Source organism: Paraflavitalea pollutisoli, assembly GCF_029360705.1.
GTDB lineage: Bacteria > Bacteroidota > Bacteroidia > Chitinophagales > Chitinophagaceae > Paraflavitalea > Paraflavitalea pollutisoli.
In genome coordinates this window covers 720,434-743,163 of the sequence record NZ_JARKMX010000014.1, presented here as the reverse complement: position 1 = coordinate 743,163, position 22,730 = coordinate 720,434, and the positions used below count along the sequence as shown (strand labels likewise).

General features: G+C 46.5%; 21 protein-coding genes. 13 read left to right on the top strand and 8 right to left on the bottom strand.

All coding sequences use genetic code 11. The features are described from left to right. The first annotated feature begins 6 nt into the window (after positions 1-6). Positions 7-486, top strand: coding sequence for a hypothetical protein (locus P2W70_RS33355; protein WP_276485954.1), 480 nt, complete (start codon positions 7-9; stop codon positions 484-486). A 94-nt stretch (positions 487-580) separates the two neighbouring features. Here P2W70_RS33355 and P2W70_RS33350 read toward each other — a convergent pair whose 3' ends face one another. From P2W70_RS33350 to P2W70_RS33340, 3 genes are all read right to left on the bottom strand, one after another. Continuing rightward, positions 581-1,375 carry a DUF2452 domain-containing protein gene (locus tag P2W70_RS33350; RefSeq protein ID WP_276485953.1) on the bottom strand — a complete coding sequence of 265 codons (795 nt, stop codon included), beginning with the start codon at positions 1,373-1,375 and terminating at the stop codon, positions 581-583. A 22-nt stretch (positions 1,376-1,397) separates the two neighbouring features. Continuing rightward, positions 1,398-1,829 (bottom strand): META domain-containing protein, encoded by a 432-nt coding sequence (locus P2W70_RS33345; RefSeq protein WP_276485952.1) that lies wholly within the window; start codon positions 1,827-1,829, stop codon positions 1,398-1,400. Between the two features lie 142 nt (positions 1,830-1,971). Next, positions 1,972-2,397 (bottom strand): YqaE/Pmp3 family membrane protein, encoded by a 426-nt coding sequence (locus P2W70_RS33340; RefSeq protein WP_276485951.1) that lies wholly within the window; start codon positions 2,395-2,397, stop codon positions 1,972-1,974. A 237-nt stretch (positions 2,398-2,634) separates the two neighbouring features. Between P2W70_RS33340 and P2W70_RS33335 the strand changes: the two genes are divergently transcribed. Then, positions 2,635-4,029, top strand: coding sequence for a sensor histidine kinase (locus P2W70_RS33335; protein ID WP_276485950.1), 1,395 nt, complete (start codon positions 2,635-2,637; stop codon positions 4,027-4,029). A 26-nt stretch (positions 4,030-4,055) separates the two neighbouring features. Here the strand turns inward: P2W70_RS33335 and P2W70_RS33330 are convergent, their stop codons facing one another. Both P2W70_RS33330 and P2W70_RS33325 read right to left on the bottom strand, forming a co-directional pair. Then, positions 4,056-6,104: a TonB-dependent receptor gene (locus P2W70_RS33330; protein ID WP_276485949.1), complete on the bottom strand. Its 2,049-nt coding sequence runs from the start codon at positions 6,102-6,104 to the stop codon at positions 4,056-4,058. Positions 6,105-6,229: 125 nt separating this feature from the next. Then, positions 6,230-7,066 carry a dienelactone hydrolase family protein gene (locus tag P2W70_RS33325; protein ID WP_276485948.1) on the bottom strand — a complete coding sequence of 279 codons (837 nt, stop codon included), beginning with the start codon at positions 7,064-7,066 and terminating at the stop codon, positions 6,230-6,232. A gap of 286 nt (positions 7,067-7,352) precedes the next feature. Here P2W70_RS33325 and prfB point away from each other — a divergent pair. From prfB to pruA, 3 genes are all read left to right on the top strand, one after another. After that, a protein-coding gene (prfB, locus tag P2W70_RS33320) for a peptide chain release factor 2 (RefSeq protein ID WP_420832411.1) occupies positions 7,353-8,445 on the top strand; the annotation gives its coding sequence in 2 pieces (ribosomal slippage) (positions 7,353-7,412 and positions 7,414-8,445; 1,092 coding nt in all). Between the two features lie 85 nt (positions 8,446-8,530). After that, complete coding sequence (locus P2W70_RS33315; RefSeq protein WP_276485946.1) at positions 8,531-9,061, top strand: hypothetical protein; 531 nt, start codon at positions 8,531-8,533, stop codon at positions 9,059-9,061. A gap of 15 nt (positions 9,062-9,076) precedes the next feature. Then, a complete protein-coding gene (gene pruA, locus P2W70_RS33310; protein ID WP_276485945.1) occupies positions 9,077-10,708 on the top strand; it encodes an L-glutamate gamma-semialdehyde dehydrogenase in 1,632 nt (543 codons plus the stop codon). A gap of 85 nt (positions 10,709-10,793) precedes the next feature. Here pruA and P2W70_RS33305 read toward each other — a convergent pair whose 3' ends face one another. Beyond that, entirely contained in the window at positions 10,794-11,336 is a 543-nt protein-coding gene (locus P2W70_RS33305; RefSeq protein WP_276485944.1) for a porin family protein, read from the bottom strand. A 339-nt stretch (positions 11,337-11,675) separates the two neighbouring features. Between P2W70_RS33305 and P2W70_RS33300 the strand changes: the two genes are divergently transcribed. The 5 genes from P2W70_RS33300 to P2W70_RS33280 all read left to right on the top strand — a co-directional run bounded on the left by P2W70_RS33300 (position 11,676) and on the right by P2W70_RS33280 (position 15,080). Next, positions 11,676-12,260 carry a porin family protein gene (locus P2W70_RS33300; protein ID WP_276485943.1) on the top strand — a complete coding sequence of 195 codons (585 nt, stop codon included), beginning with the start codon at positions 11,676-11,678 and terminating at the stop codon, positions 12,258-12,260. Positions 12,261-12,532: 272 nt separating this feature from the next. Further along, on the top strand, positions 12,533-13,054 hold the full coding sequence (pyrR, locus tag P2W70_RS33295) for a bifunctional pyr operon transcriptional regulator/uracil phosphoribosyltransferase PyrR (protein ID WP_276485942.1): 522 nt from the start codon (positions 12,533-12,535) through the stop codon (positions 13,052-13,054). Between the two features lie 69 nt (positions 13,055-13,123). Beyond that, on the top strand, positions 13,124-14,059 hold the full coding sequence (locus P2W70_RS33290; RefSeq protein WP_276485941.1) for an aspartate carbamoyltransferase catalytic subunit: 936 nt from the start codon (positions 13,124-13,126) through the stop codon (positions 14,057-14,059). A 33-nt stretch (positions 14,060-14,092) separates the two neighbouring features. Next, positions 14,093-14,569 (top strand): pantetheine-phosphate adenylyltransferase, encoded by a 477-nt coding sequence (coaD, locus tag P2W70_RS33285; RefSeq protein WP_276485940.1) that lies wholly within the window; start codon positions 14,093-14,095, stop codon positions 14,567-14,569. Positions 14,570-14,654: 85 nt separating this feature from the next. Continuing rightward, on the top strand, positions 14,655-15,080 hold the full coding sequence (locus P2W70_RS33280) for a hotdog fold thioesterase (protein ID WP_276485939.1): 426 nt from the start codon (positions 14,655-14,657) through the stop codon (positions 15,078-15,080). 24 nt (positions 15,081-15,104) lie between these two features. Here the strand turns inward: P2W70_RS33280 and P2W70_RS33275 are convergent, their stop codons facing one another. After that, positions 15,105-15,731, bottom strand: coding sequence for an NUDIX hydrolase (locus tag P2W70_RS33275; protein ID WP_276485938.1), 627 nt, complete (start codon positions 15,729-15,731; stop codon positions 15,105-15,107). 61 nt (positions 15,732-15,792) lie between these two features. Here P2W70_RS33275 and pyrE point away from each other — a divergent pair, with 61 nt between their 5' ends. After that, positions 15,793-16,428 carry an orotate phosphoribosyltransferase gene (gene pyrE, locus P2W70_RS33270; RefSeq protein WP_276485937.1) on the top strand — a complete coding sequence of 212 codons (636 nt, stop codon included), beginning with the start codon at positions 15,793-15,795 and terminating at the stop codon, positions 16,426-16,428. Between the two features lie 25 nt (positions 16,429-16,453). Further along, positions 16,454-16,807 carry a heavy-metal-associated domain-containing protein gene (locus P2W70_RS33265; protein WP_276485936.1) on the top strand — a complete coding sequence of 118 codons (354 nt, stop codon included), beginning with the start codon at positions 16,454-16,456 and terminating at the stop codon, positions 16,805-16,807. 2,837 nt (positions 16,808-19,644) lie between these two features. On the opposite strand, the gene P2W70_RS33260 is transcribed toward P2W70_RS33265, so the two are convergent. Beyond that, the gene (locus P2W70_RS33260) at positions 19,645-20,094 is read right to left on the bottom strand and encodes an LEA/WHy family protein (protein ID WP_276485935.1); all 450 of its coding nucleotides are present in this window, start codon (positions 20,092-20,094) and stop codon (positions 19,645-19,647) included. A 400-nt stretch (positions 20,095-20,494) separates the two neighbouring features. Between P2W70_RS33260 and P2W70_RS33255 the strand changes: the two genes are divergently transcribed. Continuing rightward, positions 20,495-21,010 carry a WbqC family protein gene (locus tag P2W70_RS33255; RefSeq protein WP_276485934.1) on the top strand — a complete coding sequence of 172 codons (516 nt, stop codon included), beginning with the start codon at positions 20,495-20,497 and terminating at the stop codon, positions 21,008-21,010. The last annotated feature ends 1,720 nt before the right edge of the window (positions 21,011-22,730 follow it).

Genomic DNA, 22,730 nt, shown 5'->3' with positions numbered 1-22,730 from the left:
ATGACCATGAAGCATACAGTTAAAAATTGCGCGATTGTATTGGGCATACTGTTGGCCTGTACTTTTCAATCAAGTGCACAGGAATTCAAAACAGATGAAAGCATCGGTAGTCAATTGAAGAATGGCACAGCGCCTGGATTGAAGTTTGGTCCCAGCATAAACAGGTCGGCCCGGGTAGCGAAAGCAGCGAAAGATCCCAATGAAGGCAGGGAAACGGCCGGAAGCCTCATCAAGAGAAATTCATTGAAAGGCGTGCAATATGCCGGCGGCGGTGGTGTTGCCCGTAGTGCGCAACGGAGCATACGTCCGGCTGCCCGATTGCAAGGCAACAGCAACCTGCCTAGTGACCAGAAGGCTGTAGAGCAAAAGCCCGTCACACCGGTGAATCCAGGTATATTACCTACACAGGATGCCGCTATTGACAGTAAGGAAGGTAAGAAGGCTTTGCCTGCCAAGCCTATCCTCCAATCCAAAAAACAGGATTAAGCAACCTATACTATGGCAAAAGGGTATCTCGTTATGAGGTACCCTTTTTTTATGTGGTCTGGTGTAGGCCAACTCAGTTATGAAGCTGTTGATCTTATACCATCTCCATCCAGGTGTGGTCGGCCAGTAACTTCACGGTGGCTACAAATCGCTTATAGGGACCTGCGCCGCCGCCCCATTCCCGGGGGCTGACCAACGACAACAAATGACTGTCGTCTTTCTTTTCGTACAGGTAATAGGTTTGTCCGATCACGGGGGCAAAACTTAATTTGGCATTATAGATCAACATCGATAGTTCTTTTCGTTGTTGGATCTCCTGCGCCTGAAGGGCCAGCAATTCGATCTGCTTCCGGATCTGCACCAACTGCATATTGGTCTGCTCTTCCATTGCCGTCAGGGCTTTGTGGCGGATCACCCCTTCTTCCGTAGCCTTGACCAGGGCGCCCGACACAGACGCTGCATAGGGTAGCACACTTAGCTGCTTGTGATAATACTCCACATTGGTATACTCCCGTTGTGCAGGCGTGAAGCCCTTCTGCGTGATCCTCATATAGCCATTGGGCATGATCTCGTTGGTGACATGAAGAACGGGAAGGCTGTTCTTAAAGAACTCCGTTTCGAAGGTAATACCATCTATAAAGTTGACCTTAAAGCTGTCGGCGATCTCCGTATTCTCAAAACTATGCACCTGGCCATCGGGTACCAGTACATATTTCGATTCAAAAGCCTGGTTTTCCAGGGTAACCCAGTTCATGTTGACCACCAACAACCGCTCGTTTTCAACCGTCTCCAATTTGTAGATACCGGAACGGGGCCTGTCACCAAACTCATAACTGCCTTTTTCGGGAAACAGCTGCCAGCTGGCCAGAAAATTATACGCTTGTACCATGAACCAAAAATACAATTTAGACCTATTGCAGGTACAGCGCCTCAAAACTTGCCAGCACTTCTTTATCCTGTAGCAGTTCCAGTTTAGTGCCCGTGATCCGGTATTGATTGGTGCTGTTGATGGCCTTAAACAACTTGTTCTCTACCTCCATGGTTTCCTGGCAAAACATTTTGGTGCTGCCAACGCCTGTAAACCGCAGGCTTTGGCCAGACAGGGTATAACCCCCAAAGTAATTGTTACAACCACCAAACCCTTTGATCCTCCCGGTATCCAGTTGAATGAATACATCTTTGGTTAATGGGGGTAGCCCATTGGGCAGGCTGGTCAGCTTGACTAGTTTCCAACGGGTATTGGTCAACGGGCTATCGGCTCTTTCACTGACTGTAGGACGGCTTTTGGGAGCACAGGCGACAAACAGGATCATCAATGTCAGGACAGCTATTAATTTTTGCATAACGTATGATTTTATGGTTACTGGATGCAGGAAAGGGAACGGCTACATACGGCAGCAGGGGCTTTAACAATTACTTGTATAAAAGAAAAAAGCTCCTTCCGGTTAGGAGAGAAGCTTTTATAAAAGGTTACAATATGTTCGATTATACTGCGTCGAATACAACGAGTAAAGCGTAGATCACACCGGGGATCCAGAAAAGCAGGGTCAGGATCAGGCTCAACCAGAACTTCCCGTTTATTTCACCTACTTTCAGGTAAACCGCCAGCGGTGGCAGCAGGATAGCCAGGATGGCGAGCAGCACCTGGTCGGTCTCGGCGTCTTTCCCAGCCTTTTTATCAGCCTTGTACTGCTTCAGCAGTTTCTTGGCGTCCTTCATCCTTGATTTTCTTTCAGCGCGGGAAAGGCTCTTGAACTCTTTCATAGCAGCATTGACGGTGTTGGGATCGGGCTCAGCAGAAGCAGGTGCAGTAGTTGTAACAGGCTCGGAGGCGGTGGCTGCATAGCTGCCGGGTATTACTGCACTAATCAGGATCAAACAAAGAAAAAGCTGGAGTGTAAGTCTTTTCATAGTGATTAATTTGGGTAATTAAAGCGGTGAAATTAACATATATTTTGGATTTCCAACGGGAGTTTTGAAAAAGCAACAGCCTTATCGATATGTTTTCCAACACATTGTATTGTTATAATAGATGAAGCCTGCCCCAAGCTTGCATTACAACAGTTTTATGACTATCTTTCCTCATATCTCTTAAAACCACCAACCCTGATACGCCTAATCAAATTCAATCCTGGGAAATCATCTCCCGTGCAGCCCATCCTCCAATCGATGAACCAGCTATGGGATTTCATCAGATCGATCGGCGTACACGGTAATATGGAGGAATATGAGAAACGGCGGCTCAGTATCTTCAACCAGCTTAATTTCTTCAGCATGCTGGCGGGCCTGCTGCTCACCCTGGCAGGGATCTTCAGCAACGATCATTTACCACCCCTGGTCTGGTATGTAGTGGTGTCACCATTGGCCATTGGTGTGATCATTCTGTGGCTGACCTACGAACATTATTATGAGGCTGCAAGACTGGTATATTTCAGCATATATCCCCTGGTTACCTGTCTGGTTTACCTGGGAAAAGTAGATGCCGGTGTTTCCCTGTTTTTCATCCTCTATGGCGTGATGGCCGTATTTTTCCTCCAGAAGTTGCCCAGCATCATCTTTGCCTTCTGCTGGTCGGCAGCCTGCTATCTGGCTGCTACGGTGGTGCCTCATGATTATTACTTCAGGCTGGCGGCTGTTAATTACTGGCTGTTTGTTTTTCATCATATCACGGCACTTGGGTTCATATTCTATACGCTTTTCCTGATCAAAAAGGAAAATACTGATTATCAGCAAAGCATCATAGGGAAAAGCCGTGAGCTGCACCGCAGGACCATGGAGATCACCCGGCAGAAACAGGTGATTGCAGAAAAGGCCTTACTGCTGGAGCAACAGACCCGCGAATTGTCGGAGCTGAACCAGGTAAAGAACAAGCTGTTCTCCGTCATAGCACACGATCTCAAAACGCCCATGTACGCTTTACGCAACTTGTTTTACAACATGCAGCGCTATAAATTATCGCCACAGGAGATCGTAGAAATGGTGCCTGGTATTGCCACAGAAATGAATTATACGACCAGTCTGATGGAAAACCTGCTGCAATGGGCCAAATCGCAAATGAAACATGCTACCGTCAATCCCGAAGTATTGGATGTGCAACGCATGATGATCGAGGTACTACAGTTGTTGCAATTGCAGGCAGAGAACAAAGAGGTGTACCTGGAATGCAGGCTGGATGAACCCATGTATTGCTATGCAGACCGGGAGATGGTCAACCTCGTATTGCGCAACCTGCTGTCGAATGCGATCAAGTATACTCCCAAACATGGAACCGTATATGTAGGAGCAACAGAAAAGTCCATGCAGGTAGAGGTGACGGTCGAAGACACGGGCGTTGGTATGAGCCACGAACATATGCAGCGCATTTTCGGCGATGCTTATTTTACCACCAAAGGCACCAATGCAGAAACAGGTACGGGCCTTGGCCTGAAATTGTGTAAAGAGTTTCTGCAAAAGAATGGTGGCGACATCTCTGTGCAAAGCGAACCCGGTAAAGGAACATCATTCTCCTTCACATTGCCCCTTTATAAGGATCAGGTAGCCTGATAGTAAAGCCAGCTTAGAGCTACTACCTACAATGTAGCCTTGAATCCCAATCCATAATATTTGTAAGAAGCAATGTTGTTCAGGTCTTTGTCTTGGGCAGGGTTTCTGCTATTGGCATAACACTCCAGTGTGCTGGCGCCCTTCAACGAAAATACATAACCCACATACACATTGGCCAGCGACACTACATCTTTGCGTTCCATATCCAGTCCCAATACATAATTAGGCTGATTGAATGCATAGAGAACATCTATACCGGCTGTCAGGCGTTGGAAGGCTATTACCCGGTTTGCCCAACCGCCCGTCCAGGTCGATTTGTTGTCGAGTGATATGGCCGGATTGGGTGGGGTGGGAGTAGTGGGCTGCAAACCCTTGACTTGATGTTGGGTGGCCACGGCACTTACACTGGTGCGCCAGTTAAGCGACTGGTTATTCATCACCTGCCATTGCAGGTTGAGATTGTGCGACTGCGATAGCAACTCTTCAAATGTGACCAATGGACCTTGAGGCCCCGAGAGGAAAAGAATACCAACATAACTACGACTTTCATACGCATAGTTAGCTGTTAAACGGCCATTCCATAAGCCTAGTCTGGTACCCGTATGCCAGTTCCACAGCGATTGTTTCCGTTGAAAAGGAGCAATGGCAGGCAGGTAAGTTAAATAGCCAAAGGTGGGGATATAGACAGTCGTTTCGAGATTCAGCCGGTAATCGCCCAGGTTGTCGGCCTGGCCAATGGAACCGAATAACTGCAAGCTGGTGGTTCCTTGTGGCCTGAAGAGCTTCACAACATCAATACTGGTGGTGGCGAAGGGTAGTACTTTGTTGATTTGCGCTCCATTGGTTTTAGACAGGTTGGTTTGAACACCCGCCTGGAGATTAAAGCTCTTACGGTAATACAGGTTGATGGAGGGGGTCAGGAGGAAGATAGCCCCCTTTTGTTTCGTGGTACTGGAACTCAGGCTACCTCCGCCACCCAATCCGCCGCCAGGTGCCTGGGTACTGGAAGAGGATGTAATTTCATGCTGAACATGTCGGTAAAACAAACTCAGTGAAGGGTTCAGTGACCAATCTTTATTCAACGGCGCGTGGTAAGTGACATTGTCCATGACTACCCATTGATTGGCTTTCGTGGTGGAGTGTCCCTTATAATAAGAAATGGCGGCCCCTTTCTGTTCGGTTTCAACATCCACTTTGCCTGTACCCGTGGCGTAAACGACCGTGAATTCATTCGTTAATCCTTTGGCTAAGCTGGACCTTAGGCCCAATGAGGGATTGACAATGGAGATCCTGTCTTTGCGTGTATTGAAATAGTTCCAAACGGGATTGGTTCTGTCAATGCGTTCTTCAAACCCGCCAAACTGCGGCGTGGCGTTGATGCGAAAGGTAAGTTCATGGGCTCGTCCTAGTTGTGCCTGTAGCCAGCCATTGATGCCTAACCGGTCATTACTCATCGGCTTTATGACCTGTACACCCGGAGAGGCTAAAAAGGGTGAGACATCGCGCAGGTAATTGGCTGATACATTGAATTGAACGGACCGGCTGTTGTAATAGCCTCCCACGTGATAGGTATGAAAATAGTTTATGGTTGATGTGGCATCCGTTGGTAGATTGGGATGTTGTTTCCGATCGGCCCTAACCTGGTACGACTGCCCAGCCACGGTGAGTCCGGAACTGCCAAGGCCACGGCGTCTTGTCTTGACCAGGGCCAGCACCTGCGAGGTGGTGGCACCATTTAGCGTACTGACCGCATTCTGCACCAGCACTACTTCTTCTATATCATATTTGCTATACACATTCACATCATTGATGATCACGCCGTCGACCGCAAAGATGATGTTGTTATCGGTGCTCAGGTAGCCAAGGCTCCACGCCTGCAGTGCCTCGGACAGGGACGCAAAAGGCATTCTTTCCAGGTCAGTACCCTTGATCGTGATGGATTGCGTATATTCTTTTTGTAAGGTCACCCTGCCAAGGGTGAGTGTGGAAGAGGAAGTGGAATCCTGTGCTGTACTCTTTTGAGAAAGTACCAACATACTGACTGCTGCAAGCAGTAGGGATGGGGCAGTTCGCATGGCTCGATGGGTTTTGGAAGAGAAAGATAGCAAATCCCACGGGGATGCAAAACCGGCATAGGGCCAAAAAAGCCCGGCTGTAGCCCTTTACGGGCAGCCGGGCTGAATATTATGATGGCGTTAACTTATTGGAAGATCCTACCGAAGAAATCCTGCATCTCCTTCCACGACGCCGTATCGGCTGCTGCGTTGTATTTGATGTTCATACCAAAGCGTTGACCAATTTCAGTAGCACCCGGATTGGTAAAAGCATGTACAGCATCGGGGTAAGCCTTAAAGGTGTAGTCGGCACCGATAGAGTCCATTTGTTTTTTAAAGGCGTCTACCTGCTCCTGCGGAACGAAAGAATCAGCAGCACCATGGCATACCAGGATCTTTGCCTTCAAAAGGTTTTTATCGGCAGGCACACCGCGCAGGTCTCCATGGAAGCTAACCACCCCGTTAACCGGGGCGCCCATTTTGGCCGCATTCAGCACCATGGAACCGCCAAAGCAATAGCCGATCGCAGCCAGTTTGGTGGTATCCACCTGGGGATAACTCTTGAGCTTATTCAATGCGGCTGTAAAACGGGCATTGATCAGGGCTGGGTTCGTGTAGAACTTCGTTGCCTGGTTGCCGGCCTGTGAAGGGCTATCAACCGCCAGTCCGTTGCCGTAGAAATCCGCAACCAGGGCTACATAGCCCAGGTTGGCCAGCTGGCGGGCCCGTGTTTTCGGGTATTCATTCAATCCCCACCATTCCGGAACGATCAGAACAGCAGGTCTTTTTTCAGTAGAAGCCTCGTTATAAGCCACGAAACCAACCAGCTTGGTGGTATCAGCGGCATAGTCGACCGGGCCTTCGAACAGGCGCACCGAATCCGTTTTGGCGGCTTCGGGCTCCGTTTTGGTGCCAGCATCACCGCAGGCGGCGAGGAACAGGATGAAAGTCAAGGAGGTAGCTAAAAAAGATACATACTTCATATATAACATTTTGTTGTTTGAAACTGGTAGAAATCGGGTGGGGGCCTTGTGCGGGGTATGTGTCATCCAGGTACGAGCCAGCTATTTAATACCCCGGAGGCACCAATGGCAAACACAATGATCGTACAGGGTTGACACAGGGCTTGCCGGTCGGCTGCCATTTCTTCGCACGAAATAAGAGAATTTTTCCCGCATTGATCGCCTATTAATCAATGCTTAACCATAATTATTATGCCCGGCCTGCTGACTGACGGCCAACGGAACTAATCATTATCTTTGCGCCCTTATGACACAAGAATCTATCAAAGCTATGAGGGACCGTGTTGTGGTCCTGAGGAGGTTTCTTTGACGTCGATAACAGACGTGATAAGATAAACCAGGATAAACAATTATCGTTGTCGCCCGGATTTTGGGATGACAACAAGCGCGCTACCGACATTCTTAAGAACACCAAACTGAACGAGTACTGGGTAAAACTGTATGAGCAGTCGGAGGCTTCTGTAGAGGATTTTGCCGTTCTTTTCGACTTCTGGAAAGCGGGCGAGGCGTCTGAAGAGGAAACACGGGAAGCCTATGAGCGCTCGCTGCTGCAATTGGAGGAAGCCGAGTTCAAGAGCACACTGAACCAGCCGGAAGATGAATTGCCAGGGGTGCTGCAGATCAATAGCGGTGCAGGTGGTACTGAAAGCCAGGACTGGGCCGAAATGCTGGCACGTATGTACCGCATGTATGGCGAGAAGCAGGGGTGGTCGGTGACCGAACTGGACTGGCAAGACGGAGATGGCGCAGGCGTTAAAAGCGCTACGCTGCAGTTTGACGGTCCGTTTGCCTACGGCTTCCTGAAAGCGGAAAGCGGTGTGCACCGCCTGGTACGTATCTCCCCCTTCGACAGCAATGCAAGGCGTCACACCTCCTTCGCTTCTATTTACGTATACCCGCTGGTAGACGATAGCATCGAAGTGGCCGTGAACCCGGCTGACCTGGAATGGGAATTCTACCGAAGCGGTGGTAAAGGCGGACAGAACGTAAACAAGGTGGAAACAGCTGTACGATTGAAGCACAATCCCAGTGGAATCATTGTGGAGTGCCAGAAGGCGCGCACACAGGGAGAAAACCGGGAGATGGCCATGCAGATGTTGAAAAGCCGCCTTTACGAAGAAGAGATGCGCAAGCGCGAAGCATTGAAAAATGCCGCAAATGCCAATAAAAAGAAGATCGAGTGGGGAAGCCAGATACGCAGTTATGTATTCCATCCTTACAAAATGATCAAGGATCACCGCACCGATTTTGAAGTAGGTAACGTGCAGCCGGTGATGGATGGAGAACTGGACGGCTTTATCAAAGCTTACCTGATGATGGAAAAAGAAGCACAGGTCTAAAACTGTACGCTTTTCCCGGTAATTAACCCCTGGTCAGACAGCGACCCTTGCCGCTCAATGTCAATGTTGAACTAAAACAGATAACATGAGTCGCTTGTTGTTATTATCGGTGTTGATGGCCTTTACCGCCTGCGGTGACGGGGCAGGGAAGGAAGTTGCCAATGGCCAAGAAGATACTGTTGCCCAATCGCCGGCAACCAGTAATGCGAGGGAACTGATTCCAGCGCATGACCAGCAGGCAGCGTTGGACCCATTGGGGGATGACAGTGTCTTTACGGATGGCAGTATCCCGGCCAGCTGGGAGAACGCCGGCTTTTCTGATCCTGTCGGTTTCAAGCAGTTTCTGATACGTTTACGCGGCTGGGTGACCAACGGCCAGCGGGATAGCGTTGCGCAGGTGGTCGACTATCCGTTGCGCAATCCGAAGATTGCCCACCAGCAACAATTCCTGCAACAATACGATTCGCTGTTCAATGAAAAGGTGCGTACGGCGCTGCTACAGCAAAACCTGCGGCAGATTTTCCGTCGTGACCAGGGCGCTATGATCGGGGATGGAGCAGTATGGTTCCGTCAGTCTGGCAACCGTTATCTAATCGTTGGAATTAATAACAAGTAATAAACCACATAGAATATGAGCTTAGGTTATTTTTCGTATCCCATGCCGGTCAATGATCCTGTGCTGAATTATGCACCGGGTTCGGCAGAAAAGAAAAGATTGAAAGAGGTGCTGGCTGAGTTGAAAAGCCAGGAGGCCGATATTCCCATGTACATCGGCGGAAAAGAAGTCCGTACCGGAAATAAAGTAGCCATCCATCCTCCGCATGAAATAGCACATACGTTGGGCTATTTTCACCATGGAGAAGAAAAACATATCACCGAAGCGATCACCGCAGCGTTGGCAGCCAAAGAAAGCTGGGCAGCCATGAGCTGGGAGAACCGCGCCAACATCTTCCTGAAAGCGGCAGATCTTATTGCTACCAAATACCGTCCTTATATGAACGGTACCACCATGCTGGGGCAAAGCAAGAACGCCTACCAGGCTGAGATCGACGCTGCCTGCGAGATCGTCGATTTCCTGCGCTTCAACGTACACTTTTTAAGTGAGATCTATAAGCAACAACCCATCAGTAGTCCTGGTATGCACAACAGGCTGGAGTTCCGCCCGCTGGAAGGCTTTGTGCTGGCAGTGACGCCATTCAACTTCACGGCTATTGGTGGCAACCTGCCGGCATCTGCAGCCATGTGCGGTAATGTGGTAGTATGGAAGCCAGCCAATACACAGGTGTATTCTGCACAAATGTTCATGCGTATTATGCAGGAAGCTGGTCTGCCGGATGGTGTGATCAACCTGATTTACGTAGACGGGCCTACACTGGGTAAAGTATGTTTCACGCATCGTGATTTTGCCGGTGTGCATTTTACAGGATCTACAGGCGTATTCAATAACATGTGGGAAACCATTGGCAAAAACATGTCTTCCTATCGCTCATACCCCCGTATTGTAGGCGAAACAGGCGGTAAGGATTTCGTAGTGGCACACAAAAGTGCATTGCCCGATGCGGTGGTGACTGCTTTGTTGCGCGGCGCTTTTGAATTCCAGGGCCAGAAATGTTCTGCTGCGTCTCGTGCGTATATTCCCTCGAATATGGCGGCGGAAGTAAAGCAAAAGCTGATCGAAGGCGTAAAGAGTTTTAAAGTAGGGACAGTGGAAGATTTCACCAACTTCGTGAATGCGGTGATCGATGAAAAGAGCTTTGACAAGATCAAGAGCTATATCGACAACGCAAAGAAAGATCCGAAAGCTGAGATTTGGGTAGGCGGCGACTGCGATAAGTCGAAAGGGTATTTCGTACAGCCTACAGTGATCGAAGCAAAAGATCCTAAGTACGTCACCATGTGCGAGGAGATCTTTGGACCCGTCTTGACCATCTATGTATACGACGCCGACAAGTTTGAAGAAACACTGGCGTTGGTAGACAGCACTTCTCCTTATGCCTTGACAGGTTCTATCCTTTCGCAGGACCGTTCAGCAGTGGAGCTCGCTACCAACAAGCTGCGCAATGCTGCAGGCAATTTCTACATCAACGACAAGCCGACAGGCGCTGTAGTGGGACAACAACCCTTTGGTGGTGCCCGTGCCTCCGGTACCAACGACAAAGCTGGTTCTATCCTGAACCTGTATCGCTGGTTGAGTGCGCGTACGATCAAAGAGACATTCGTGCCCCCTACCGATTATCGTTATCCATTCCTGCAGGAAGCATAACTTCACCTGTAGGGTATAAAATACAAGGGCCGTCTTCTATCGCGAATGGAAGACGGCCCTTTCTTATTGGCTATATTTGAATCAATTATTTCTTTCCGCCACCGAGGTGGATCTGGAAGCCTACGTTAACACCGAAAGAATTGGTTCTGTCGGCAGCGTGTTCGAGCTTGAAAGACTCATAACCCAATGTGAATTCGAGCGCAGTATTGGGTGTAAGGAATAATGCAGGGCCTGCGGCGATCGTGAAACCGCTAAGACTTTGCTTATCTCCTTTGCCGGTACTACCAAAGCCATAGCTAACGTCTGCCAGGATGTTCAGTTTTTCTGCTGCTGGCAGGAAATAATAACGGGCAAAAGGAGCGATGAGGAAGGTGCTTGTGGCATCGTCGTCACTCTTGTTTTTATCACTTTCGAATGAAACACGTAGACCGCCGGCAAGTTTGTCGATGAAAAAATAACCTGCATTGGGGCTAATCGTAAAGCTGGTGCTCTTTCCTGCATCAGAATCGCCGGTCTTTTGGGAACTGAAGGAGGCGTTACCACCGACCAACCATTGACCTTTGTTTACTTGTGCAAATACACCTTGAGCTGCAATTGTCATTAATGCTGCGAATAAAACCTTTTTCATTTTGTGGTTTTTGTGAAATAAGAAATCGGATCCATACTACATGTAGCAATGCCGTATAAAAATGTATAAACGTAATTTTTATTGTGTGTGTCTGCTAGATTTTATCACTACAAGATTGGTTTGCTGATTAAGCGTTATACATGTCACACATTCAATCCGGGTGGTATTGTGTGATTCATTCGCTTAATTCGACATTTCATTACCTGCTAGCGACAATTGGGTGGGTAGCGAGTACGAGTGATGGTGAGTATCCGGGCGATAAAACCACATCTTCATGTTATTGCCGGCAGGACTGATTTAGCTGAGTTTTGCACTATCATTAACCAATAAAACGTGATCATGAAAAAGTTTTTCTTAGTTCTTTTGCTCGCAGGTGGTAATCTGTTGTCTTTTGGACAGGTAAAGTATGGCGCCAAGGCTGGTTTGAACCTTTCCAATGTAGCAGGTGATGTGGAAGGTAATAAAATGAAACTGGGTATTCACTTCGGTGGATTTGCCGACGTAGCGTTTGCTGAACAATTCAGTTTCCATCCTGAGTTGGTATTCTCAACACAAGGAGCAAAGAGTGATTGGGAATATGAAGGCGTATCTGGCAAATCGACCATTAACCTCACCTACATCAATTTGCCTTTACTTGCCCAATACAACCACGAAAGCGGATTCTTTGCGCACACTGGTCCCCAACTGGGTTTTCTGTTAAGTGCCAAAGCTAAGTCTGATGGAGAAAAGGAGGACCTTAAGGATGGTTACAAAACTTTTGATTTTGCCTGGGCTTTTGGTGCTGGTTATGTAACCAAATCGAATATCGGTTTCAACGCGCGTTTCAACCTGGGACTTAGCAACCTGGGCAAAGAGTCTGGTGACTACAAAGTCAAGAACAGCGTTATACAGATCGGTGCATTTTACATACTGGGTAGCAAGTAAGGAGCAGGATGCAGCAGCAGGGGGGAAACTCCGCCATGAAAAATGAACGTTATTGCCGGTAGCAATATTGTGGATCAGGTGTGTTGCGGCGTATGAAAGCCTCTTCTACGCGAGCCCCAATAGCCGGTAGCCCCCTGGCTCATGCTGTAACATATTCTTTAAGGCAAAACCACTGTCATTGACAGTGGTTTCTTATTTTTATGGAAATTTTTCCATTGAAAAGAGCCTGAGTCAAGCGTTCAGGCGGCTTGGTGGAGATTAATTCTATTGATATGAAAACGGTTTTGAACGAGCAACAACTGGCTATTACCATCAAGCGATTGGGGCACCAGATTCTGGAAAATCACGTAAACCTGGAAAATACGGTACTGATTGGCATTCAGCCCCGGGGGATTTTTGTATCAGACCAGATTGTACAGGAGATCCGCCAGTTGGTGCCGCCCGTATTGGTTAAATATGGCAAGCTCGACATCACTTTTTACCGCGATGACGTGCGAACGTCACTTCACGCCCCCAATCATACGGACATCCCTTTTAGTATTGAAAATAAGAATGTAGTGATTATCGACGACGTACTCTGGACCGGTCGTACCATCCGGGCTGCGCTCGATGCCCTGCTGGACTTTGGCCGGCCTGCCAAGGTCGAATTGTGTATCCTGATTGATCGTCGTTTTAGCCGCCAGTTGCCCATACAGGCAGACTATGTAGGAAAGTCGATCGATTCCATTATTTCCCAGAAGGTAAAAGTGTTCTGGAAGGAAAGGGATGGAAAAGAAGAAGTTGTGTTAATGTAAGATGTTAGTATCCTGTGAGATACCTTATTTTGCACCATAACATTATTTGCTCTAATTTTGCTGCCCGACATGCAACTTTCAGTTAAACATTTGCTCGGCATCAGGGATCTTACCCATCAGGACATCCAGCTTATCTTAGATACTGCTACGGAATTCAAAGAAGTATTACAGCGACCCATCAAAAAGGTACCTTCCCTGCGGGATGTGACCATCGTGAATTTATTTTACGAGAATTCCACCCGCACCCGTATTTCTTTTGAATTGGCAGAAAAGCGCCTGAGTGCCGATACCATCAATTTTACAGCCAGCGGTTCTTCCGTTTCAAAAGGAGAAACCCTCCTGGATACTGTCAACAACATCCTTTCCATGAAAGTGGATATGGTGGTGATGCGACACAGTGCCAGCGGTGCACCGCATTTCCTCGCCAAACATATTCCTGCAGCAATCATCAATGCCGGAGATGGCATCAACGAACATCCTACACAAGGGTTGTTGGATGCATTCTCCATGCGTGAACGATTAGGCAAACTGGAAGGGCTGAAAGTGGCGATCATTGGCGATATCATGCACTCCCGTGTAGCCATGAGCAATATCTACCTGTTGAAAAAAATGGGAGCGGAGATCATGGTAGCAGGTCCGCCCACATTGATCCCCAAATACATTCAGGAAGCTTTTGATGTACGTGTTGAATACAACCTGCGGAAGGCATTGGAGTGGTGTGATGTGGCAAATGTATTGCGCATACAGCTCGAGCGTCAAAATCAGGTTTTGTTCTCCTCTTTACGTGAATACAGTCTGGCCTATGGCATCAACAAACAGCTGCTGGATAGCCTTAATAAAGAGGTGGTGATCATGCACCCCGGCCCCATCAACAGGGGCGTAGAACTGGACAGTGATGCGGCAGACAGCAAACAATCCATCATCCTTAACCAGGTAGAGAATGGTGTAGCCGTTCGTATGGCTGCTTTGTACCTGCTTTCAGGCGGGAGAGGAAGTATGAATTAAGGATGGAGTCCTTGTCATCGTACAATCCATTTTATGCAACGAATTGCTTTATTTCCCGGAACATTCGATCCTATTACAGTCGGTCACCTCGACATCATCAACAGGGCGCTGCCATTGTTCGATAAACTGGTGATAGGCATTGGGCGTAACATCAATAAAACACCCATGTTTGCCGACGAGCAAAGGATCAGCTGGATACAGGAGATCTACAAGGATACTCCTAAAGTAAGCGCCATGTTATATGAAGGGTTGACGGTGGATTGCTGCCGGAAAGTAGGCGCCAATTTCATCGTAAGAGGCATTCGGTATGTAAACGACTTCGAATACGAGAAAGCGATTGCAGATATGAATCGCAGTCTCGATAACAATATAGAAACGATATTCCTGACCTGCCTACCCCAATATACTTCGATAGCTTCTACCCTGGTCAGGGACGTGCTGCGGAATGGGGGCGACGTGATGCGTTTCTTACCTGAGGTGGTGGCGCGCTCGTTACAAAACCCCAGGTAATTAGTGGATGGTTTTGCTAGAGGATAATAACCGTTTTCCGTCCGGAGACCACTACGCACTGCTGTGGTAAATCAACTTACCTTTTATGATCTGGTTTCAGAAAGACGTACAGGTGCAGGACTTGCATCCACTTGGTAAAAACACCATTGCAGAGGTGATTGGTATTGAGTTTACCGAAGTAGGTCCTGATTTTCTTAAAGCACGTATGCCCGTAGATCAGCGTACGCATCAGCCATTTGGCTTGTTGCATGGCGGTGCGTCCTGTGTACTCGCCGAAACACTGGGCAGCGTAGCTTCTGCGCTGGTTATTGACCAGTCGAAGGCTATGTGCGTAGGGCTTGAGATCAATGCAAACCATGTGAGAGGAGTGCGTAGCGGCTTTGTGACTGGTACAGCCAGCCCGATTCATATCGGTGCTACCACCCATGTTTGGGATATCCGCATTGTCGATGAGCGGGATAAGCTGGTATGCATTAGCCGTCTGACGGTGGCTATCCTGGCCAGAAAATAAGAAAGCAATTCCGCGTGCAGCTGTTTACAAATAGCCACCAGCCTGCAATACGTCTATAATAGAAGGGAAAGTGTTTTTGCTATAGTCCGTAACCTCACTGGCAGGGACCCATTTAAGTGCTGAGATCTGTTCTTCCGTTTGTGGTATCAGCGCCTGATTACCCGGAGCTTTCATCAGGTACCAATGTGATTCTTTCAGGATATGTTTACCGCTTTCATCATAAGTATGGTAGGTCACCACCAAAGGCTTCTCCAATACCACCTGCTGAACGCCGGTCTCTTCCTGTACTTCCCGTACAGCACAGGCTTCCAGTGACTCACCGGCATCCAATTTTCCTTTGGGTAAGTCCCATTTCCCGCGACGAAATATCATCAGGAGGTCCCCGTCGTCATTCAACACCAGGCCGCCACCAGCCTGAACGAGGGTAAATTTCTTCCGAAAAGTCTTTTCCAGTTCATCAAGATTACTATGTAAGTAGATGCCAGCATGGATCTTTTCCTGCCGCATCTCGTGTATCATCGAATTAACGCCAGGGGTGGAGAATTCATCGATCAGCACGGCATCGTCGTGGTGTGCATACGGCTCGATCTCGGGTGTGATCGAGTCTGTAAGGAACAAAGGTTTGTCGTTAAAGTATATCTTGATGTGCATAAATAATTTTCCATTTTCCGGGCCCATCCGCCAATTTCGCCGGATCGAATAAAATCACACTATGTCCCAGAATGAGAAGGCAGTAGCCGAAAAGCTTCTACAAATTAATGCTATTAAATTGAATCCAGGGGAACCATTTACCTGGGCTTCAGGATGGAAAAGTCCCATTTATTGTGATAACCGCAAGGTGCTGTCTTTTCCCTATATCCGTGATTTCGTAAAGTCGGAAATGTGTAATGTGATCTTCGAACAGTTTCCCGAAGCGGAGTTGCTGGCAGGTGTAGCAACGGCAGGTATTCCCTGGGGAGCTATGGCCGCCGACCAGCTCAAACTTCCCTATATATATGTACGTCCCAAACCCAAAGAGCATGGATTGGGTAACCAGATCGAGGGATCTTACTCCGCTGGCCAGAAAGTCGTGGTCGTAGAAGACCTTATCTCTACAGGAAAAAGCAGCCTGCAGGTGGTTGACGTGTTAAAAGCTGCTGGTGTAGAAGTAATTGGTATGGTTTCTATCTTCACCTATGGTTTTCCGGTGGCAAAGGATGCCTTTGAAAAAGCGGGAATTACCTATAAGTCACTAACCAATTATCCCGTGCTCATAGATCTTGCTATTGAAAAAGGATTGGTTTCTGCGGATCAGCAGGAGGTTTTGTTAAAGTGGAGCCAGGATCCTGGCAACTGGAATGGGAAATAGCTATATTTGGCAAAACTATGTCTGTATGAAGAAGCTAATTCTTATGTTGATCGCTGTGCTGGGCTTACTGGTAACTGGATTTAGCCAGACCAAGGCCGTGCAAAACGTTACGATCAAGACCCCCACCGTACAATGTGAAAGCTGCAAGAAGCGCATTGAAGAGTTCCTGAAACGTGAGGATGGCGTTCAAAAAGTCACCGTTGATTACAAGAAAAAAGTGACCAAAGTGACATTCATCAGTGACCGCACCAATGTCGAAAACGTAAAGACCGCTATTGCCAACGCAGGCTATGATGCTGATGATGTAACTGCAGACGCTGAGGCTTATAAAAAGCTGCCTAAATGCTGCAAGAAACCCGAAGATGGGGGAGGAATGTAGATATAAAATAATCTATTTGAATACAGCCATTTCCAGCAGGAAATGGCTTTTTTTATGCCCTAAATCGGGATATAGGAGCAAAACCAAAGTGACAAATATTGAGTTTTATTTGACCTTTTTGATGGTGCAACAAGATGGACATAGATGACGTAATTAGAGTTTATTGATTTGGTCATCTATGACGTTTCGTAACCGGATGACAGCAGACTTTTAGGATACAGGCTACTAAGTCTATTTTGTCTTTTTTAGTTTTGATGCGGTAAGGTCAAAAAGGACTAGGTGAAAGTCATCATTTGGGTAAAAGGGACTGAGGTCTTTACCGGGTAATAAATGACCTGTTGAAATCGAAATCCTGAGATGCAAGCGGAAGAGTTTATAACACTTTTTGAAAAGGTTATTTATGATCTAATAGGTAGTAATCGAAGGGAGGTCTAAATAGACCTGCCTTTTGCTGGTTGAGGTAGATGCGTAAAGAAAGTTTTTAGTTAAATAGGTGCCCGTTTTATACGGCCGAAGCGATAAGGAAAAGCTTTTTTCTGCTATGTTATTGGAAGCTAGGGAAGTCATTTTCTTCAAAAAAACCTCAATAAACACCTATAATGAAGTCGAGCAGCCCCGTCTTCCAGTCTAAAAACAGCAACAAAACGGGCTGCATTTCTGACATTATGGCTGTTACCTGTTAGTTTATACGACCTATCAAATAGCCCTAGCTAACGTCGAAGTAGACGTTTTCATGTTTTGGTTATTAAGGTCTTATTAGACAACTTGTAGGTACCAGGGATGATAATATCTTCGCTGTTTTGATGCTTATTAACGACCTGCATTCCCAGTTATTTGCTAAAAAATAGGAGGCAGCTACTGTCTGTTTAGACAAATAATTATTATCCGAAAATGGTCTTTTATGACTATGTCTGATGGTGGCTTTGTGCTTTACGGCAGACCTTCCTTTGGGGGTGGGGGACCATTTACCAGCCAATTTCTGATGCAATAAACAGGGTAAATATGACCTTTTTGCAGGGCTTGTTTTTCCTTTCTGGTGAGCCTAGTAATTGCCTGAAATGCTAATTAGTTGACCAGCTAAGCTATTTACTAGTGAGTAAAACGATTCCAGTTGCCCCTAATGTGAAGATCAATTTTGACCTTGCCGTGCGTGAGACCGGCAGCTGCCAGCTCCCGTGCAGGGCAAAATGAAATGTCTTTTTTGACCACAGTAAATCAATAAAGGAGGGTTGATTTAACCCTTCCGGCATACTTGGATAATCATTTATGTAGGTCTATTATGACGTTTTGGAAGAGGGACTTCTGAGACCATATGACCCCTTCTTTAGCGAATCTCCGACACTTTTGAGGGCGCCGGGCTGTTGACTTTTGGCCTGCAGGAAGGTCTTAAAAGACCTTTGATGATGACGCATTTAAAGTCTTTTGTGACCTGATCTATCCCACCACAAATACCTTGGCAGCCTTCAAATTATCTCAAACTGCTTTAAATACCGTCCTCTGCAGTGTAGATAAATAGGTCAAATATGTCTAATGTGCGGATAGGATTTTAGGACTGCTGTAGGCCGTACTTCAGATTTGTATGTCTAGTTTGACCCACTTGCCGTCACTGCCGTGTACGATGAAAATAAGTTATAAATGACCCACTTTGGAGAGAAGGCATAAGTCCAGTGGAGTAGGGTAAAAATGACTCGTTCTGGAATCTCCGATTGCTTCCATTTCACCTACCCGAAACTTGCAGGTGGCCGTCCACTAATTTATGCCTTATATATATGGTAAGATGAACTGTCAAGTTTGCCCTTTTTTTCCCTTTCAAAACAGCTTGAATATCCCACCTTTCTGCTGCTGATAACTTTCGATGAGGTCAAAATAGACCTTCGTTGACGCGCCTTTTGATGACTGTTTGATGGGAAATGACCGACCAGGTTAAGAAAATGCGACCAAGAATTCCTGGCTTCAGGTCAAGTGGGCGAAATTCTGAACGGCCTAAGCAGGTCAAACAGGACGTATTGGTTTGTCTGTATTTAATAAGTTCAGTTGTTGAAAGCGCTTTTTACGGCGGTTAAAAACGACCTATCATAGTCGGAATTTTAAAGTCGATATGGCTAAAATTGCTAACCTGGGGCGCGTCGGGAACGGCCTAAGCGTAACTACGAAAGGACAAATAAGACCTATCGAGCGAGTGGAGGTTAGGGAATCTCCAGCAAATGGGGAGGAAAAAAATTGGGACGACTTCGTTAAGCAGCTGTCTAAAAAGACCGATGTTCTCAACATTAATCTAACATTTTGGGGAGTTTCAAATTTGGAAATTTTAAGATCTTCCTACTCAGTTACAGTTACGCGCCAAGTCTAAAATGACTCTCAAGGCAACCCTGTTTCGCACTTCGAAAAACTGCAGTGGGATGTAATTTGGTAACTCGCTGCAAATCGTGTCGGGGCAAATAAGACCTATGGTTGCCTGACATTTTATAGTTGACAATCGCCAATTTCAGTTTTTCACACCTTATCGAATGTGTCAAAAATGACCGCTGCCAGGATTCTTGCAGTACCCCTGTTTAGGCGGTTTTCGGTAAAAAACAGTATAAGTCAAAAAATTGGAATAGGTCATTTATGACCTTTTGTTTGCTCCTTCAGTTAGTTTTTCCAACGACCGGTTAGGGTTTTGATGCTGCAATAATCAGTACTTCAGAATGCTTGAAATTGGTGTTTTGGCAAAAAATAGACTATTTATAAAAAATGTGTATACGGATGAGTTAAAATGAAACAGGTCATATAAGACAATATTAAAAGTCTTATATGACCTGTTTTAATGAAAACTATTTTACAGCATCTGGCCGCATTTAGAACTTCAGTTTCTGCATTCCCTTGTATTTAATGGGAAAATTGATAAAAATTCCACCTCGACCCACTCTGGCTTTTCCGTCAAGTTTGACCTTCACACTGTCTTGCCCGCCACCCAGTGTTTGAATCAAACTCATGGCTGTTGTAGACATATTGACAGTTAATAGGACGGGAATATAGAAGCTGTCTCTTTTGGGAATTCGAATCGTTGAATCCAAAATACTATGCCCAAAAAGAATGTTGTTCACATAAACATCCACCTCCGCCTGTTTCATGGTAACCGGAAATTTATTGGGATTGTAATAGCCGACCTCCGAAGAAACCGTTGATTCCTTAAGTCCGAATTTGATCACTTTAACATTTCTAACCCCCAGGTACTGGAAGCCAGTTGGCTTTGCACACGACAAAACCAGGATAGGGAATAAGCCCATTAGAAGCCTTTTATTCATGTCTATTTTTTGTGGACACAAAGTAGGGGAATAATTTTTTCCGCCAAAAATGAGGAAGTACTTTTAACGGAATCTATGCTAAGAATATTAGTGCAGCGAGGTTTCTAAAAACTGAAATCGTCTCTTAATCAACATCTAATATAGTTAGCTTATAATTTAATAGCTATTTAAGTAGTTTTAAGTATTTTAACTTTAGTCATTGGTAATTTTTGTAGCGGTGTTTCCACCCAGTAAGCAGCCAATTGCACTGTTTTCGTGGAACACTCTAAGCCTTTCTAAATAAAGTATTACAATGAGTACATTATTGATTGATATAGAATATTTAGCGCCAGTTGATGTTTATAAAATAGCAAATAACTTTTCGCATATAGAGTTTGACGTATATGAGAACTGGCAAAAAATGAGTTTTAGGAACAGATTGGTGCTGGCAGGTGCCGGAGGACCTGTAAGCTTAAGTATTCCCCTCGAGGAAGGCCGGGGACAACGAAAGATGACGAAGGACGTCCGAATAGCTAACCGGTATTCCTGGCAGTCCCAACATTGGAAAACGATCGTGTCTTGTTACAACCGGTCGCCCTGGTTCGAATTCTACCGGGATGAACTGGAAAGTCTCTATTCGAGGCAGGTAAATTTTCTCGTCGACTGGAACATGGCATGTTGGGAATGGACGATCAGGCAATTGGGTTGGTCAACTTCGATCAGCCTGACGACGCAGCCTGTTGAAAAAATAGAAGTGACAGAATGGCTTGATCTGCGGAATGAAGTTTTGCCCAAAAATATACACCAGAGATTTCGATCGCCGGTTCTGTATCGACAGGTATTTGAAGACCGTACAGGATTCCTCCCACATTGCTCAATTTTGGACCTGTTGTGCTGTGAGGGCAAAAATGCCCGGGCTCTTTTGAAGGCCAATTAAATGGTAAATAGAAAGAATATTAAATTCGCTATATGTGAATTTGAAACGGAACTTCCTTTCGTGACTTATTGTAATTTATTGAATATGAATATTGTTTAATTTTTGTTTGGGCTTCCCTCTTCAGAGAGTGTAGATGATTACGAGGTTGAAGCAACATTTTTCGCGGAGTAGCAAAAAGTTTGGGAATGTTATTTTCTGACAGGTTGCATAACTATAGTAACAGATGGCCACCTACGGAATGATCATTCAGCTGGTACGATTTGATAAAAGATACTGAACGCCGGCAGTGAATTAGTGGAGTGAGATGCAGATAACTTCTGCTGGCTCGCAAACCAGGTGTTGGAGAAGTTTGCCAAGGCCGTAATTAGTATGCAGGTGATTCCCAATTGTGGAATTTGGATTGACGCACCTCAGATCCCTTAAGAGAGATTCATATTTCTTTCAATTGCAATAATTGACTGGCGATGCATTTTCTGGGCAATAAGGAAAATGCCCCAAATGCTCGCAGAGGATCTGCCTGTATTTCGCATTGAATTAGACGACGGGCCATTTTACACGATAATTGTTCCCCGCGAACTTATGGTGGCGGGTACGAGTTGCTTTATTGAAAATCATCCTAAGCCGTCCTTTTTTTCCATTACAAACCACCGACTCCCGCTGGCATCAACTTTCTGGATGCCCCCTTTTGGAGAGTCATTTTCCCTCCTTCCATTTTTGTGTCAAGATCCTCGTATCTCCAGGGACGCGGAAACCTTTCCGGCGAAACAGACCCAGTTCGAAGAGGACAGAAAAAGCTGGCTTTGTTTTTTTGAAGTTTTCAGTCAACATTTGTCGTGGGTGTATGACCAGTAAAAAATGCCCTGCGCTGGCTGCGCTTATTGTTCTACTCCGTGCCTTGTCTGTCGTGGTCAAATAAGACCCATTTTGGGTTTCCTTTTTCATTCACCTGAATGAAGTCTTGTTTGACCGTTGCTAAAATTTACTTCCGAAAGCCCGGTTTGTGTGTAAAGGTGAAAGGGGAACAGGCTCGGTGAAACGGGGCACTATTTCGGCCTACCACCTCTCCGGTGACCAGCTAGCTGAATGCTGTAATAAATTGTCCGCAACGGAGCGTGAGTTTTCGAAGCCTCGTAAAGTGTACGTGCTCCGGCTATCGTCGGCTGTTGCTCAAAAACAGATGTATAAAAACAAGTATCTATTTTATGTTTAATGGGAAGGTGGCGCACTTTTAAGGCGACGTGCTGCTGCTGCTGATGAATACGTTTGACGAGGATAGCGCTTTGGTAAGAGCCGTTGGGTGGAACGGCTGCTTTGTGGCGGTTCGTCTAGTTGACGTGCGCGATAATAGTTGACCAACGCACTGACGTGTAAGTCGCGCTCGGTGTATTGGCTTCAATATAAAGGTGCTGCCGACGTGGCGATGCAAGGTTATTGATAGCCGTGAACAACTTCGAGGATGGATGATAGAAAAGGGGCAGCGTGGTAGTGTGCCCCCGATCAAAATAACGGCGGCCTGGTTTACTTGAGAATGCGGCCCCTCACTAGCACGTGAGAGTGGTGAAGAGAAAATTGGCTGAACCATTGGGGATCGATCTGTCTGAATTTTCCGTTAGTCATGCAACTCGTCGCAAGCGTATCAGGTTGGCGACGATGAGGATATCTGGAGAGGTGATCTGCGGAAAACTGCAGTTGTAACCAAGCACACCAGGTAATGCAAAAC